Here is a 16,832-nt window from a genome sequence, read left to right as displayed (position 1 = left end):
GCTATCTGTCTCGCCCATCACTGCTTCTTAAATATTAGACCTGAATCCTTACAAAAGAATTACTAAATTTTATAGAAGATTGTTCTTCTAATATTGGAATTCCTAGAGCAGCAACAAAAGAATATTATTATGTTGCACAAAGATACGATTATGATCCAGATAAATATCACGATCAATACATGAGTGCTATTAGAGAATCTGTGATATATGCTATTGAGAAATTTAGATATTTTTTAGAAACTCCTGATTTTCTAGAGACAAGTTCATATTTGCAACCTAATATGAAAATGGATAATATATCTTTAAAAAAGTTACTTAATTTTGAATTATATGAACAAGCTTTTCAAAAAGTTTTTTACAAAATTAAATATGATAATAGCAAAAAAATTGTTCTTGAAGAGACAACTGCTTATTCTGATAAAGATGGCATTGTGGAAGAACCTTTTGTCAACTATAGCGGAGACATTCAAGGAAGCATAGGTTACAAACTATTCAATAAATTTCAAACTCGTATTTATAGATTTCAGGCTGAACGTTTAAATATTGGAATTTATAAATGTGAAAATAAAGCTGATACCAACCTAAAATCAAACGCTTCTAATCTTGCGGAAGTACTCTTCATATTACAAGGTAAAATTCCAGGGATGTTTTCTCAATTCAATAAACTAGTCTCGACTATTTTGCCAGAAATCAAATGGATTTCTGTTGTAATGAGAGATAACGCAAATGTTGAAATCCTGGTTTGGAACACAGATAATCTTCATAGATATGATTTATCACTACCTCTGTCATCATGTGGAAGTGGAGTTGGTCAAGTACTAGCAATTTTATATATTCTAGTTTCTTCTGAAGAACATAGAACATTGATTATTGATGAACCACAATCTTTTTTACATCCAGGTGCAGCTAAAAAGCTTATAGAAACTCTTAAAAAATTCCCACAACATCAATATTTTATTGCTACTCATTCACCAGAAATTATCGCATCGGCAAATCCTTCAAATATTATAAAGCTCCAATATCAAGATTGTGAAACAACAGCATCGGTAGTAAATTCAAAAGAGATAGAGTCACAAAACGAAATTTTAGCTGAACTTGGAGTTAGGTTATCCGATGTTTTCGGTGCTGATAGTATTCTTTGGGTAGAAGGACAAACTGAGGAAAAATGTTTTCCACTGATATTTGAAAAAGTTGCAAGAACAACATTAATGGGGATTAAAATTTTATCTGTCAATAGCACTGATGCTCTTTTGGATGGAAAACGATCTGACCTTGTTTTTGATATTTACAAAAAACTTACAACAGGAGCAACCCTGTTTCCGCCAGCCATTGCATTTATATTCGATAGAGAAAGTAAGACAGAAACAAAAATTCAAGAACTAGAGAAGAGAGGTGTGAGTTTTTTACGCCTACCCATGTATGAAAATTATCTACTTTATCCTGAAGCTATATCAGTGGTAATTAATGAAGAATGTACATGGCTAGAAACACCTATTAGCATTACTCAGATTCAGGAATATATTGACAAAACTAAACAGGAAAAATCTTATCTGCTTCAAGGCGTAAAAAGAGAAGAAGTTTCAAATGAAAATTGGTTATCTAAAATTCACGGTGCAAATATAATTGAAAGTATGTTTCAAAAATTATGTGACAATAAATTGGAATTTAGAAAGACTAAACACTCTTATAAGCTTACAGAATGGCTAGTTGAAAATAAACCTGATTTCTTGTCTGAACTTGCTGAAGAATTAGGAAATATCTTACATAAAAGTCAGTAGTGATTTTTATACTGATTATCTAATCATGATTAGCACAAAAGCGCGATCGCACTGATAACCGCTATGAACTGGTAGATGTTGGTTTTTTAGTTGTGAGAGGCGATACAAACCTGAACAATGAGAGAAGAACTAATAACCACAGTTACATTATGAACTTCCGTGAAGAGTTTAAACTGCTGCTACGTGCCCGCTACCCTTTGATTTATATTCCCACATACGAAGAGGAGCGGGTAGAAGCAGCTATCCGGGAAGAAGCAAGCAACCAGGGTAATCGCCCAGTGTATACTTGGGATTTTGTTGATGGCTATCAGGGAAACCCCAATGATGTTGGGTTTGGGCGACGTAATCCCCTACAAGCTTTAGAATTTATCGAAAAATTACCAGCTTCTGCACCTGCGGTATTGATTCTCCGAGATTATCATCGCTTTTTAGATGATGTAGCGATCGCTCGCAAACTCCGCAACCTGTCCCGACTCCTCAAATCGCAACCAAAAAATATTGTCCTACTGTCACCACGCATCGCCATCCCTGACGATTTAACCGAAGTGCTGACAGTCGTCGAGTTTCCCTTACCCGCCGCGCCAGAAATTAGAACTGAGATAGAACGCTTACTACAAGGTACTAGTAACTCCCTTGCTGGCAAAGTTTTAGATGATTTGGTGCTATCTTGTCAAGGGCTTTCGATGGAACGAATTCGCCGGGTTTTGGCAAGAGCGATCGCAACCCACGGAGAATTGCGACCAGAAGATGTGGATCTGGTTTTGGAGGAAAAGCGCCAAACTATCCGCCAAACCCAAATCCTGGACTTCTATCCTGCCACTGAGCAAATTTCTGATATTGGCGGACTGGATAACTTGAAAGATTGGTTGATTCGGCGGGGAGGTTCATTTACAGATCGAGCGCGACAGTACGGATTACCGCACCCCCGTGGTTTAATGTTGGTGGGTATTCAGGGGACTGGTAAATCGTTAACGGCAAAAGCGATCGCTCATCATTGGCATTTACCCCTGCTACGTTTGGATGTGGGAAGGTTATTTGGTGGTTTGGTGGGTGAATCAGAATCTCGAACTCGCCAAATGATCCAAGTAGCTGAAGCTTTAGCTCCCTGTATTTTGTGGATTGATGAAATAGATAAAGCCTTTGCCGGACTTGGTAGTAAAGGTGATGCCGGAACAGCTAGCCGTGTGTTTGGTACTTTTATTACCTGGCTAGCCGAAAAAACCTCACCCGTGTTTGTCGTCGCCACCGCCAACGACATCCAAGCCTTACCGCCGGAAATGCTCCGCAAGGGGCGATTTGATGAAATTTTCTTTGTGGGTTTGCCCACCCAAGAAGAGAGAAAAGCAATTTATGATGTTCATTTATCCCGACTGCGCCCCCATAACCTGAAAAGTTATGACATCGAAAGGTTAGCTTATGAAACGCCCGATTTTTCTGGGGCCGAGATTGAGCAAACTTTAATTGAAGCGATGCATATTGGATTTAGCCAAAACCGCGACTTTGCTACCGACGACATTTTAGAAGCAGCCAGTCAGATCATACCCTTAGCACGAACTGCTGTAGAGCAAATTCAGCAACTCCAAGAATGGGCTGCTGCTGGGAGAGCGCGTTTAGCATCTAAACACAGTCCTTTGAGCGAACGCCTCCGGCGTACTACGTGAATCCAAAAAAATGTAGAGGCGTAGCACTTCTATGTCTCTACAAGGGTTCTGGATAACGCATATTTAATTTCACCAGATGTCTATTCAGCATAGCTACAATAATCAGTTAGTCAAAAGTCAATAGTTAATGATGAATTATTATGGACTATTGATTCTTATACTGATGGGTTACTTGTTTCTTTACTCGTAACCCTTGAGAGCCAGTTCAACACCGCTCCCCTCAATGGGGGAAAATACGCACATGACTGGCTCACCTTCACCCTTGACTCTTGATAATCAGGTTTTAATTATGTTGTCTGGCTTAACAAAGTTTATACTGGGGTTTTTCTTAGCGATCGCTGTGCTAATAGGTGGCGGTGCTGCAATTGCACTCTATTTTATGAATCGTACTGGCATAGCCCCTGCCAAACCCATTTATTCCAATGATAGTCCTTCGGTGAAAGCCCAAGCTCCTAAAAAAACTGAGCCTGGAGAAAGTAAGCCCGCTCTTACACCTGGGACATCTCCTCAATCGTCTCCAAGCCCAACCTCTACTCCTACAGAATCACCAAAGGCTACCCCATCATCAAAACCATTACCATCGGGAGCTTACCGAGGGCGTGTTAGTTGGGCTGAAGGCTTGAGTTTGCGATCGCAACCAAATCAAGAAGCTGAAAAGATTGGTGGAGTTACTTTTAATCAAAAAATTATTATTTTGTCAGAAAGCGAGGATAAAGCTTGGCAAAAGATCCGTTTGGAAGGTAGCGAACAAGAAGGTTGGGTGAAAGCAGGTAATACTGAAAAAGTTGATGAACAATAGGCATGGGGCATGGGGCATTAGGAGTGCTGAGTGCTGAGTGCTGTTAGCGGAAGCGGGGCGTTTAGCCCGTGCTGAGTTAGGAGTTAAGAGTTAGGAGTTTTGTTTACCCCCTTGTCCTCTTGTCCCCCTATCTCCCTCATCTCCCCACTCTCTCCTCCCCAGGACACTTACTTGTAAAGAATCATACGAAAAGTAATTATTACACATAGTAAGTGGTATACTTTTTTATATTCATTAACTTGAAAAAAGCAAGTGAAAACAGGGGTAGCTAGCCATTTAATCAAGCTTGCCTCAGTCTACGAGGCATCCGAAAGCATCAAGGTTGTTCCTATCGTAGTTAATTTTAAATTTTTAAATTGGAAAAAGTTATCGACTGGTGCTGCAATGCGTCTTTTGTCTGTGGCTCTAATTACGGGGCTTCTGAGTATTGCTGGAGAAGCTTTAGCACTTCAGAAAATAGGAAGTAATGGGCCTGAAGTTAGCAGTAGCCAGAGATGTTTAAAAAAGTTAGGCTATTTTAACGGCCCAGTGACAGGTAAGTTTGCTAGCTTGACTCAAAATGCTGTGATCAAATTCCAGCAAGCCAATAGAATATCGGCTGATGGAGTTGTGGGTGCTAGTACTCAACGAGCCTTGCAACGAGCGTGTCAAAGTAGAAGTTCTAATAGAAGTATCGGTGGCCCATCGCGAGCGCCAGTTGGTCAATATCCTACTCTTTCTCAAGGCAAAACTGGTGCAGCCGTCACAAGATTACAACAGCGTCTACGGCAATTAGGCTACTTTAATACTAATCCCACTGGGAATTTTGGACGAATTACTAAAGATGCTGTAATTGCATTCCAGCGAAGTTATCGCATAACTGCTAACGGGATTGTGAATCGACAAACTTGGAACGCACTAATGGGTTCCTCTCCGACTCCAGGAAGATCGAGTCTTTCCACTCAACAAGTCAGAGAACTCCAAGTGCGTTTGCGGCAGCTAGGTTATTTAAATGCTGATGCTACTGGGAATGTTGGCCCAATGACTAGAGAAGCTGTAATTGCATTCCAGCGAAATAATGGATTACCTGTTGATGGCATTGCTAATGCCCTAGTTTTGGACTCAGTGCGTAGAGTCTCTACAGGTGGTATTCAACAACCAGGCAGAAATTATCTAACTGTAGGCGATCGCGGAGAAAATGTCAGAGTAGTTCAAGAGCGTTTGGCGCAGTTGGGTTTCTCTAATGCTAATCCTGATGGACTTTTCAACGATTACACCAGACAATCTGTGGTTGCATTCCAGCAATATTCTCGAATTAATTCTACTGGAAATGTAGATTGGCAAACTTGGGAAGCATTGGGGTTAAATGGTTCAACTGGGGGCAATTATACTCAAAATAATGATTATGTATTAGCTGACACTAACCGCTATGCATTACCTCCTGCAAATGATTATGTAGTACCTGTTACCAATGGCAATACATTAGTTGCCAATAATCCTTACAGAGTAATAATTCCAATTTCCAGTAATGATACTCTGAGTAAAGTGCAACAATATATACCCAGCGCTGTCGCGGAGCAATCCAATTTAGGGGATTATGTGAATGCTGGAGCATTTAGCGATCGCGCCCAAGCAGAAACACTAACCAAAAAGCTTCGCTCATTAGGTCTTGATGCACGGGTAAAATACAATTAAATTGACAAACTCAACTGCGAACCTTGTTGAGTTTTATTCACTTCAATCCTGGCTTGGAAGGCTTCTTTGAGGTGCGGCATGTGGGTAACAGTGAGAATGCAAGCAAAATCAGAAGCGATCGCATTAATCGCGGCAATCAAGCGATCGCATCCTTCAGCATCCTGTGTACCAAAACCTTCATCCACAATCAACAATTGCAACGCCGCCCCCGCCCGTTGCGCTAATAATTTCGCCAAAGCTAAACGGATGGCAAAGTTAATTCTAAATGCTTCCCCACCAGAGTAAGTTTCATAAGCTCGTGTTCCTCTAGAATCGGCAATTAAAATATCTAGAGTGTCTATTAGCTTGGCATTTTTCTTAGTTGATTTAGCACTACGTCCAGCTTTTTGAGTAATAAATTGTACATGAAATTGATTTCCACTCAGCCGCGAAAGTAGTTGATTTGTCTCAGCTTCAAGTTGCGGTAACACATTTTCAATCATCAGTGCTTGGATACCATTTTTACCAAATGCTTGCGCTAATTCTTGATAAACTCGATATTCTTGCTTGCAAGCTTGTAGTTGCTGCTGCTGTTGTTCGTACTGAATTTGCAGCGTTTCGAGTTGATGCGCCAGCTGTTCTAAACGCCCTAACTTTGTAATTTGCTCATCGAGTTGCCGTCTACGTATTGCTAACTGCTGCTCTAGAGCTTGAATTTGGGCAGAGGGGTTAGCTGTTGCTTGTAGTTGCTGAATAATGCTTTCGATTTGTCCACCAAGTTTTTGCCGCTCGGTTAATCTGGCGCTTCTGGATTCCTCTAACTCTTGCAATCTCGTCTGGAGTTGGGGATACTGCTGCTGGGCTGATAACAGTTGTTGATACCGCAAATGCCAAGATTGAGCTTTCTTTGCAGCTATACGCAAATTGTTGTGCTGCTCAGAACTGTAGCCAATTTCAGTAATGTGACGCTCAAGAGCCGCGATTTGTTTAGCACATTCAGAATCAATCTGATCCTGCTGAATTTTGGCTTGTAATTGGGCAATTTGGGATTGTAATTCTGGTTTTCGGGCTAATAGTTGCGCTTGTCGCTTAGTCGCATCTTTAATTTGCCCTTGTTTAATTTCTGCCCATCGCCATCGCTCAACTTCACTCCGGGCGAGGGCGTGGTCTTGTTCATTATAATTAACTTGTTGCAGATATTGGTCTAACTGCCGGAGTTCGGCTTGTTTATCTGGAGCGTAGTCACCAGCTTGGAGCGATCGCTCTAAATGCTGTTTTTCAGCAGCAATTTGTTGTAACTGTTGTTGCACATCAGTTGTCGCTTCTAATTGTGCTGCCAACTGTCCCCGTTGTTCGCGTAAACCATCATAGCCCGCCAATTGTTGGGATATATCGCGATATTCCTGCCTAAGTACCTGAATTTCTCGGTCAGATACAGCCATTTGTTCTCGCACTACCCAAAACTGCCCTTGAGTATCCTCTAACTCACTTTGGGTTTTTTCCACCACCCGACTCCAGTGATGTTCGTCTAAAGGACGCTCACATAATGGACAAAGTGCTTCAGGATTTTGGAGCATTTGCAATTTCTGCTCTAATTCTCCCAGCAGTTTTTCATAATCCCGTTGATGAGCTTGCAGACGTTCGATAAAGTGCCGCCTTTCTTGCCCTTTTTCTTGGACTCGTTGCAGATAAACCCGCTTTTTCTCCAGTTCCTCAATCTGGATTGCTACATCCATCACCGCTTGTTGCAGTTGCGGTTGGCGGCCGTGCTGGCGTTGCAATTGGTTCTCAGTACTTTGGAGTTGTTCGAGCCGCGCTACTAAACCAGCATGAGTGCGATCGAGTTGACTTTGTAAAGTTGCTCGTTGTTGCAACAAGGGAGTCACTTGCATTTGCAGTTGATCTAAACGAGCAACATGGTGACGGGCTGCGGTTAGCTGTGACAAAGCAGCTTCTACTTCACCTGATTTAGTCAGAGTTTGCTGAATGTCTCGCTCTTGTTGCTGCAAAGCTTCTAGCTGCGCTTGGGCTTGTTGCAGTTGCCGTTCGATTTCGTGAATTTGTTTGGTAAGCTGTTGTTGCTTTTGTTGGCGATTCTGCCCAGCGCGGGTGTATTCTTCAAATTTGACAGCAAAAGCTTCTTCTTGAGATTGGAGACTTTGATATTGGGCGTATCCAGCTTTAATTTCAGCTTCCTGGTGTAATATTTTTTCTAAATCTGATAGCTGAGAGCCAATAGCTGATTGTTCTTGTTGGAGGCGATCGCAATCTTGGGTAAGATTTTGGTATTGCTGCTTTATAAAATTAAGTTGTTGTTCCCAATTTTGGCGCTGGTGCTGGACAACTTGCAAACTTTGTAATTGAATATTATCAAAAGCTTGCACCTGTTGCAGTTGGTTGAGTTCGGCTTCTAACTCTACTCTTTGCGCTTGGGTGATTTCGCGTTGTTGCAGCTGAATTTTTATCGACTCCAAAGAACGCTCTAACTCCACTGCCCGCGCTTTGAACTGACGAGAAGATTCCTTTGCCCGTTCTTCTAAATCATCATACTGATTGAGTTTCAACAACTCCGCTAAAATTTCTTTGCGTTCTGTGGGACGCTTGAGCATGAATTCATCTGCACGACCTTGACGTAAGTAGGCAGAATTAATAAATGTATCGTAATCGAGCTTGATGTGTTCTAAAATCAAATCCTGTGTTGCTCTTACCCCTTTGCAAGTGAGTGAGCGAAACCCAGATGGTATTTCTATTTGAAATTCAAGAACGCTAGTACCTCCCCGAATTCGAGTACGAATTACCCGATATTTTTGCTGGTTACTTTGGAAAGTAAAATCAACCCGAACTTCTTTTGCACCAGAATAGATGACATCATCTTCAGCAGTGGCGCGGCTTTCACCCCAAATTGCCCAAGTGATTGCTTCTAAAAGGGAGGATTTACCCGCACCATTGGAACCACAAATACAAGCCGTATGCAAACCGCCAAAATCTAAAGTTGCATCACGGTAACTAAGGAAGTTTTTGAGGATAAGTTGTACTGGGATCATTCACGCTATAGCGCCACATCTATTTTTAATAAATAACAGTACAGATGCACTGTTTGTTAGTTTAGCTATCTAGATATCAGGTTTCTAGTCTTGAAGACATCAATTTTACAAAAATTTACAATACTATCAGTCAATTTTTCTTATTGCATGAAAAAGTTTTACTGTCTTCGGAGAAAAATGAAACTTTCCAGGAGACTTTTGTTATTTCTTTCTGTTGTCTGAGAAGAAAACATTATTTTTTGATTTGTGAGAATTGAAAGTTACAGATCCCTGACTTTGCAAAGAAGTCGGGGATCTTGTTTCTTGGGAATTATTTAGGATTGTTATTGGCTAGTTGCGTAGGCGTAACCCGTCTTAGACATCGCGATCGCTTGATCTAGACCGAGGTATCAACAATCCAATGTATGTACCGACAGCAAATTTGGTTAAATCTAGAAATGGAGGGCGACTCTTTTCATCGATAACTGCAAGGGTGAGAGAACCAATCACCATAATCAGTGTTACAACAGTCAGCACTTCATCTCTTGAAAGAAATTTCTTGGATAACATCGACTCACTCCCAAATCGTTTGAATCACTACATCCATACTTTGACAGGTGAGTGTTTGTTCTAGATTTAAATACAGGTTTGTGATATGAGTGAGTTGTGTATGCGGTGAGCATGAATTGCCAAATAGGCAGTTAGAATCAGCAAAAGTGTAGTGGTTAGCTTATGTCAGGGCGATCGCTAAGTTCGCTACGAGCTAGTGGATTAGCCACTGCTTTCCCAGTTGGTACTCAAATCAAAGCTGCTGCTGGTAGGCAAAAAGCTATTGATACATGGCTTAATGATTTCTATCTTTCCTCAAATCCATATGTTTTTGCTACACTTTATACCGAACCGATAATGGACTTTTTGAAGATGTTAGAACTGCAAGAATTTTTACTATCTCTTAACTTTTCAAAAATTTTATTCAAAAGTGACATGAATAGAAAATTTTGCAAACCAATTAAATCTTTTATTTCTACCACCGTATTGACTTTAACAACGATAGGAATTAACTCTGCACATGCAGCGCTAATAGGCAATCCTATTAAACTATCAGAAGGAACAGGATATGCATCCGATCCATCCTTAGCTTACAACAGTATTGAGCAAGAGTATATAGCTGTATGGGCTTATATAGAGTCTTCCCAACAAGGTTTGGTATCACAGAGGTTCTCCACTACAGGTTCTTTAATTGAGGGAAACATCAACTTATCTCGTCGATATTTAGGTAGCCAATTCCAGCCAGTTATTGCTTATAACAGTACTGATAATCAATACTTAGTGAGTTTTCAAGTTCAAGGAGACCCAATTTTCCCTTTTAACAACTCTGTAGGTCAACTACTAACAGCAGACAGCAAGTTCATTGGAGACAATTTTTTAATCAGTAGTGCAGGGCAAGAAATTAGTCTACTTTATAATCCTGAAGTTAACCAATACTTCCAGACAGCTAGAGCCTTCGAGCCAGCTAACAGAATCTTGGGGCAGCGAATTAAATCGGATGGAACCTTAATTAATTCTAATATTCGTCTTGATGCTTCTGGTGATGGCGCTCCCAATGGACAGGTTGCATTGGACAGTGTTAATAACCAATACTTAGCAACCTGGCGTGAGCAAGGAAGTTCTCCCAAATTTACGGTACAAGGTCGTTTTATTAATCCAGACGGTAGACTAATAAGCGAACAACTTGAAATTGTACCGCCACCAGATTTTAAATCTGGGGCAACGCCTCTAAGTCCTATCAGAACAATTTTTAACCCTATTAGTAAACAATTTCTCATTATTTATAGGAATTTTGAAGATCCACAAATCCGTGGTCGGTTTCTTGATAAGAGTGGGACAATAATAGGCAGTGAGATTATTGTCAGTAGCAATGTATCTTATGAGTTTTTGTCTGTTGCTTTTAACGAAACATTACAAACTTATCTACTTGCATGGATAAACGAATCTGGCTTAATTGGGCAGTTTATTGGTACATCAGGCAATCTAATCAGTGATCCCTTCACCATTGCTTCAGAAGGAAATCAAATCTACGATTTTTCAATTGTTCCTAATAATGATTCAGCAGAATTTGTAATAGCTTGGGAGACACAAGGTAGCCAAAAAGGTCAAGCAGGTATCTTCGCTCAACGTATTAATACATCTTCTTCCTCCATTCCTGAACCGTCTACTATCCTTGGTATAGGTATAATCCTTGCAGCTCTACCAGTGCTGAAAAAGAAGTATGCTATGAGAAACAAGAAGGCTTTGGCAAAAGTTTGATAATCTGAAGTGCCTATATAGCGTTTTCTAAGCAACTGAGGTACACCCAAATCTTTGTTATCGAGGTTAGTAGCTTTGAAAAAGTACCTCACCAGTCCGGAAACTGCTATATCTTGTTTAAATAGCGATTGTTATGTCAACCATGAAATTCGACAGCAAATAGAAGATACTTTGTTATTAACGATAGCAGAGATTAAACAGCGCCAACAGCAATCTTAAATACACACATAGCAAATACTAAATCATTCGTTAAAAAAGCGAAAATATTTCCCAAGTCATAGCAAATCAATCTAGAATGAAAGTAAGAGTTCGCAGGTAGCCGATTCGCTTCTATTCAATGGCTTAGATATGTGGACATGAGTAGTAAAACAGCATTTTGGAACAAAATAATACTTATTTACGTCTTATAAGTGTCTCGCCTCTAATTTGGAGTGACGCACATTAGTAGGATAAAAATTCTGAGGAGCGATTGCGATCGCAAAGACTTCCCATCATAATAAGTACTTTTATCTTCGGAATACGCCTATAGACAGGTTTAAAAACAGTCAGAAACAAACTCAGTGAATCCTCGTCATTAAATACATCACATATACAAAGGATAACCATCTTATGACACGCTTACATCAATGGAAATCTGGAACTGCTGCACTTATGGCAATGGCCGTTACTACAACCGTCATTAGCCCCCTATTCAGCTTGGCTCCTGCTAATGCTCAATACAGAATTGATCAAAACAGAACTGGGCAATACGGAAACGTTACCATTCCTTCTGGAGTTGCTCTTCCTGTCACCTACGAAAAAGAGACAATTACTATTGCTCCTGGAGAAAGTAAATCTCTAACCTTGAGAATAGCGAACGACATTATCGACAGAAATAGAAACGTCTTGATTCCTGCTGGTACGAAAGTAAATGGACGGCTAGAATCTGTTGACTTAGATAGTTATTCCAGAGATACAAGAGATGATGATAACCAAGGAAAAGGCGTAAGGTTTGTCGCTCAAGAATTAGAATTTTCTAACGGTCAGCGTCAGTCGATTAATGCAACTTCTCGGACATACACCACAACTCAAAAAGTTAGACAAGGGGCTAACACAAGTCAGGTTTTAACTGACGCAGCTATTGGTGGAGGTGCTGGTCTTTTAGGTTCATTAATTACTGGTAATCGCAAAATTGACGATTTAAAACCTGTTATTGGTGCGGCTGCGGGTGCGGGTGCTAGCGTGCTGTTGCGGAAAAAAGAAGGAAATGCCTTTGTCCTCAGACCTGCACAGGATTTAAGGCTCACACTGAATTCTAACTTGAATTTAGTACCACAATCCCGCTACTAAATTTAACTTCATTCAAGTTGTGAATTTAATTATCCCTGATATGCGATCGCCACTTTAACTAGAGTGTGCGATCGCCTTTATTTTTAACCTTAAAAACTTCTATTTAACAGCAACTATTCCACCTCTATATCGTCTTAATTAATATCGATATTTATTGTAATACTTATTTAAAAGTTACCTCTGTTGTATTCTGTATCCAAAAGAGTATTCAAAATTATGGAATATCCTGATACTTTTGTTAAGTAGTAGCGAGCGAGGAGCTTTTTCTTGTGGTAATTCAAGGTTTCGGTTTAAGCACATATCTTGCAATTCCCGTAGTATTAAGTCTTTTGGTTCCGGGAGACAATATAAAAGTATCTTTAGTAGAAAACGTCCGCCAGGTATCCACTAACAAGGAAGTGAGCCTATCTAGCCGTGAGCTAATAAGCGCGAATTCAACACCGAAAACATACTATGTTAGTGGTACTGGAAACGACAAGAATAGCGGACTTTCTACTTCATCTGCCTTTAAAACAATTCAAAAAGCAGCAGACCTTACGAACCCTGGCGATACAGTATTAATAATGAACGGAGTATACAGAAATACAGGCAAAGCTGGGAGTGTAGTAAATATTAAACGTTCTGGAACTGCAAATGCATGGATTAAGTATAAAGCATATCCTGGGCATTTTCCAAAAATTCAGCACAATACATGGAATGGTATCGCGATTTCACATAAAGCTTCATATATCGAAATCAACGGGCTAGAGGTTATAGGAAACAATGCCAATATAACTCTTGATTATGCGATGAGTGAGAAGACTAACAAAGTAAACCCATTGACAAATGGAAACTGTATCAACATTGACGGACGAACCAATGGTCATGTTCATCACATCCGTATTTTGAACAACAAAGTGCATGACTGTGGAGGAGCAGGTATTTCAGCGATTCAAGCAGACTATGTGACAATAGATAATAATGTGGTCTTTAATAATGCCTGGTATGGTGTTTATGGTTCTAGTGGGATTTCAATGTTGAATAATTGGAATTCTGACAACAACCAGGGATACAAGATGTTTGTTACCAACAACAAGACCTACAACAATCGTATGTACATCCCTTGGATTGCAGTCGGAAAGATCACAGACGGTAATGGCATTATTATCGATAGTACAAGAAATCAAGACAACTCAAAGCTAGCCCCATATAAAGGACGTACTTTAGTTAAAAACAATCTTGCATTTAATAATGGTGGATCGGGTATTCATGCATTTTTTAGCGACCATGTTGATATTGTCAATAACACAGCTTTTCTAAATAATCAGAGTCCAGAACTTAATGGTGGACAAATATTTGCTCATACGTCATCTGATGTCAGAATTCTCAGGAACATTCTCTATGCTTTTCCTGGGAAAAATATTAATAACAACACTAAAAATAAAAACGTTGTTTATGATTATAATATCTATCTCAATAGCTCTAAGATAACTGCTAAGGGGCCTCACGATATTGTTGCAGACTCAGAGTTTTTAAGTAAGCATCCCACTCTTGAAAAAATATCTGACGATTTGAAATCACAGTTAGATAAACAAAATCCACCAACGCGGACATCTATAGAGGCTAAGTCAGCAGATTTTGTTTGCGATCCAGTGAATTATCCTTTGCAAGACAAACTCATCAAAGTGGGATGCTCCCCGCTATCTTTAGCTCAAACTGCTTTTTCTGATGTTTCACCTAACTATTGGGCGGCACAATTTATTCAACAATTGTCTCAGCAAGGTGTAATTGCCGGATTTCCCGATGGTAGCTTTCGCCCAGAAGAACCGGTGACACGCGCTCAATTTGCCGCAATGGTTGACAAAGCTTTCCAAAAAGCCCAACAACGGGCAGCAATCAGTTTTGCTGATGTACCCAGTAACTATTGGGCATCCAGCGCGATTAGGCAAGCTTATACCATTGGTTTCTTATCTGGTTATCCTGGAAATCGCTTTGAGCCTAATCAAGCTATTCCCCGCGAACAGGTTTTAGTTTCCCTCGCTAACGGTTTGGAATATAGTCCTAGTGGCAATACCGAAAGCACTTTAAAATACTTCAACGATGCCTCTAATATCGCTAGCTATGCTCGTAGCCCAATCGCCGCAGCAACCCAAAAGCAAATTGTGGTGAATTATCCGAACGTCAAGTTACTGAATCCAACCGCAACTGCTACTCGCGCCCAGGTAGCAGCTTTTATCTACCAAGCATTAGTTAGTTCTAATCAAGCCTCAGCAATTAACTCGCCTTATGTTGTGTTAAAACTTAGCAATTAACTCGCCCTATACAATGGTTGTTGAGTCTACTACTTCAACACCTCTATCAGTCACAATTAGAATCTGTTGACTTAAATAGTTATTCAAGAGGCGATCGCTACTTTAACTAAAGTGTGCGATCACTTTTACTTTTAACCATAAAATTTTCTATTTAATAGCAACTATTCTGGCTCTACATCGTCTCACTCAGAATCTATATTTGAGGAATTTTACTAATAGGTAATTGTGTGATGACATTGCTTTTATTAGCTAGTTCGTTTGGCATATATTTTTTTTAATTATGACTGTATGACTAAAGTCATGGTTTTGACAAAAAGCAGAAAAATTAGGAACCTTGTACTTTAGTAAATGTCTAAGTAATTAACAGTAAAAAAATAATATAACTGGAGCAAAAAAATAATGTTTAACTTAAATCGTTGGCAATCTAGAACAGCTGCACTCATGGCTTTTAGCGTCACAGTCGGTACTGTAGCGCCTTTCATTACAGCTTCACCATCTTTAGCTCAAACGACTTTTTCTGATGTTTCATCTAACTATTGGGCGGCACAATTTATTCAACAATTATCTCAACGAGGTGTAATTGCCGGATTTCCTGATGGTAGTTTCCGTCCCGAAGAACCGGTGACACGCGCTCAATTTGCCGCGATGGTCAACAAAGCTTTCCAAAAAGCACAGCAACGCCAGCCAATCAGTTTTGCTGATGTACCTAGCAACTATTGGGCATCCAGCGCAATTCAGCAAGCTTATACCATTGGTTTCTTATCTGGATATCCTGGAAATCGCTTTGAGCCTAATCAAGCTATCCCCCGCCAACAAGTTTTAGTTTCCCTTGCTAACGGTTTGGAATATAGCCCCAGTGGTAATACCGAAAGCACTCTGCAATACTTCAACGATGCCTCTAATATCGCTAGCTATGCCCGTAGCCCGATCGCAGCAGCAACTGAAAAACAAATTGTGGTCAACTATCCGAATGTGAACTTCCTGAATCCAACCGCAACCGCCACTCGCGCTCAGGTAGCAGCTTTTATCTACCAAGCATTGGTTAGTTCTAATCAAGCCTCAGCAGTTAACTCACCTTATGTTGTGGCTGTCGGATCTACTACCCCAACACCTACATCAGTGACAATTGCTCAAGGGACTGCTATTCCTGTGAAGTATGACAAGGCAGAAAAAATTCTCGTTACAAAGGATGAAACCTCGCCCTTGACATTGACAGTATCCCAAAACGTGGTTACGCAAGACGGAGCTGTAGTGATTCCTGCTGGTAGTCAAGTTGTTGGTCAACTCAAACCTGCTACGGGTGGTTCTCAATTCGTTGCTGAAAAACTGGTTTTGACCAGCGGTCAAGAGTATCAGCTGAACGCTACTTCTGACGTTATTACCAAAACTGAAACCGTCAAGAAGGGTACTAGTGTTAGCTCAATTATCAAGAATACTGTATTGGGCGCAGGTGCAGCAACTGCGGTATCTGCTGTCACTGGCGATCGCGCGATCGCCACAGAAGAAGTCTTGGGTGGTGCTGGTATCGGTGCGTTGGTTGGTTTGTTCTTCGGGAAGAATAGTGTTGACTTAATCGCCATTGACCCAAATACCGATTTACAAATGACCATTAATCAAAACTTGTTGGTTTCACTAAGATAGTTATCAGTCCAAAGTTATAACCCACAATCTGTTTGCATAAATTAGACTTCTCCGAAAATGAATGTAGAGCCGTAGCAGTGCTACGGCTCTACAGGGGTTTTAGCCAACGAATAATAATTTCTGGAGATATCTATTCTTCTTGGGCTAACAGTTTACTGAAGCTTAATTTTGAATTTGAACAAGAGTAACATAATTTATGGAAGAAAATCATTTAATATTTACACACAAAATATCTCCTAATCCCCGCAATTCTGGGGCTTTTAAGATTCTCCACTTTTTTAAGCTTGCTTGGAGGATGGGGTTTCAACTTTTCACTGCCTAAGTCCTGATAATATGCAGAGATTGGTTCT

10 protein-coding genes and 1 pseudogene are annotated in these 16,832 nt (G+C 40.3%); 9 read left to right on the top strand and 2 right to left on the bottom strand.

Annotated features, from left to right (window positions below):
• Nucleotides 1–44: 44 nt before the first annotated feature.
• The 4 genes from RMY16_RS24620 to RMY16_RS24605 all read left to right on the top strand — a co-directional run bounded on the left by RMY16_RS24620 (nucleotide 45) and on the right by RMY16_RS24605 (nucleotide 5,912).
• On the top strand, nucleotides 45–1,778 hold the full coding sequence (locus RMY16_RS24620) for an ATP-dependent nuclease (RefSeq protein ID WP_416211698.1): 1,734 nt from the start codon (nucleotides 45–47) through the stop codon (nucleotides 1,776–1,778).
• A 149-nt stretch (nucleotides 1,779–1,927) separates the two neighbouring features.
• A complete protein-coding gene (locus tag RMY16_RS24615) occupies nucleotides 1,928–3,439 on the top strand; it encodes an AAA family ATPase (protein WP_322738556.1) in 1,512 nt (503 codons plus the stop codon).
• Nucleotides 3,440–3,728: 289 nt separating this feature from the next.
• Entirely contained in the window at nucleotides 3,729–4,238 is a 510-nt protein-coding gene (locus tag RMY16_RS24610) for an SH3 domain-containing protein (protein WP_322661119.1), read from the top strand.
• 252 nt (nucleotides 4,239–4,490) lie between these two features.
• Nucleotides 4,491–5,912, top strand: coding sequence for a peptidoglycan-binding protein (locus RMY16_RS24605; RefSeq protein ID WP_322738555.1), 1,422 nt, complete (start codon nucleotides 4,491–4,493; stop codon nucleotides 5,910–5,912).
• On the opposite strand, the gene RMY16_RS24600 is transcribed toward RMY16_RS24605, so the two are convergent.
• Both RMY16_RS24600 and RMY16_RS24595 read right to left on the bottom strand, forming a co-directional pair.
• Nucleotides 5,909–8,935 (bottom strand): SMC family ATPase, encoded by a 3,027-nt coding sequence (locus RMY16_RS24600; protein ID WP_322738554.1) that lies wholly within the window; start codon nucleotides 8,933–8,935, stop codon nucleotides 5,909–5,911. The genes RMY16_RS24605 and RMY16_RS24600 overlap by 4 nt on opposite strands.
• Before the next feature lie 354 nt (nucleotides 8,936–9,289).
• Nucleotides 9,290–9,484 carry a hypothetical protein gene (locus tag RMY16_RS24595; RefSeq protein WP_322738553.1) on the bottom strand — a complete coding sequence of 65 codons (195 nt, stop codon included), beginning with the start codon at nucleotides 9,482–9,484 and terminating at the stop codon, nucleotides 9,290–9,292.
• Nucleotides 9,485–9,646: 162 nt separating this feature from the next.
• Here RMY16_RS24595 and RMY16_RS24590 point away from each other — a divergent pair, with 162 nt between their 5' ends.
• The 5 genes and pseudogenes from RMY16_RS24590 to RMY16_RS24575 all read left to right on the top strand — a co-directional run bounded on the left by RMY16_RS24590 (nucleotide 9,647) and on the right by RMY16_RS24575 (nucleotide 16,482).
• Complete coding sequence (locus RMY16_RS24590; RefSeq protein ID WP_322738552.1) at nucleotides 9,647–11,221, top strand: hypothetical protein; 1,575 nt, start codon at nucleotides 9,647–9,649, stop codon at nucleotides 11,219–11,221.
• A 54-nt stretch (nucleotides 11,222–11,275) separates the two neighbouring features.
• Nucleotides 11,276–11,440, top strand: coding sequence for an NACHT C-terminal helical domain 2-containing protein (locus RMY16_RS33130; RefSeq protein ID WP_416211696.1), 165 nt, complete (start codon nucleotides 11,276–11,278; stop codon nucleotides 11,438–11,440).
• A 390-nt stretch (nucleotides 11,441–11,830) separates the two neighbouring features.
• Nucleotides 11,831–12,550: a conjugal transfer protein TrbI gene (locus tag RMY16_RS24585; protein WP_322738551.1), complete on the top strand. Its 720-nt coding sequence runs from the start codon at nucleotides 11,831–11,833 to the stop codon at nucleotides 12,548–12,550.
• 1,631 nt (nucleotides 12,551–14,181) lie between these two features.
• A pseudogene (locus tag RMY16_RS24580) lies at nucleotides 14,182–14,823 on the top strand (S-layer homology domain-containing protein); the annotation flags it as partial.
• A 417-nt stretch (nucleotides 14,824–15,240) separates the two neighbouring features.
• Nucleotides 15,241–16,482: an S-layer homology domain-containing protein gene (locus tag RMY16_RS24575; protein ID WP_322738550.1), complete on the top strand. Its 1,242-nt coding sequence runs from the start codon at nucleotides 15,241–15,243 to the stop codon at nucleotides 16,480–16,482.
• Nucleotides 16,483–16,832: the final 350 nt, after the last annotated feature.

Source organism: Nostoc sp. DedQUE12b, from assembly GCF_034530835.1.
Classification (GTDB): Bacteria; Cyanobacteriota; Cyanobacteriia; order Cyanobacteriales; family Nostocaceae; genus Nostoc.
The sequence above is the reverse complement of the archived record's forward strand: the minus strand, read 5'-3'. Positions and strand labels throughout refer to the sequence as shown.

Coding starts and splice junctions, on each gene's coding strand:
- RMY16_RS24585 (WP_322738551.1), top strand. CDS start 11,831: ATGACACGCTTACATCAATGGAAATCTGGAACTGCTGCACTTATGGCA.
- RMY16_RS24610 (WP_322661119.1), top strand. CDS start 3,729: ATGTTGTCTGGCTTAACAAAGTTTATACTGGGGTTTTTCTTAGCGATC.
- RMY16_RS24615 (WP_322738556.1), top strand. CDS start 1,928: ATGAACTTCCGTGAAGAGTTTAAACTGCTGCTACGTGCCCGCTACCCT.
- RMY16_RS24590 (WP_322738552.1), top strand. CDS start 9,647: ATGTCAGGGCGATCGCTAAGTTCGCTACGAGCTAGTGGATTAGCCACT.
- RMY16_RS24600 (WP_322738554.1), bottom strand. CDS start 8,935: ATGATCCCAGTACAACTTATCCTCAAAAACTTCCTTAGTTACCGTGAT.
- RMY16_RS24595 (WP_322738553.1), bottom strand. CDS start 9,484: ATGTTATCCAAGAAATTTCTTTCAAGAGATGAAGTGCTGACTGTTGTA.
- RMY16_RS24575 (WP_322738550.1), top strand. CDS start 15,241: ATGTTTAACTTAAATCGTTGGCAATCTAGAACAGCTGCACTCATGGCT.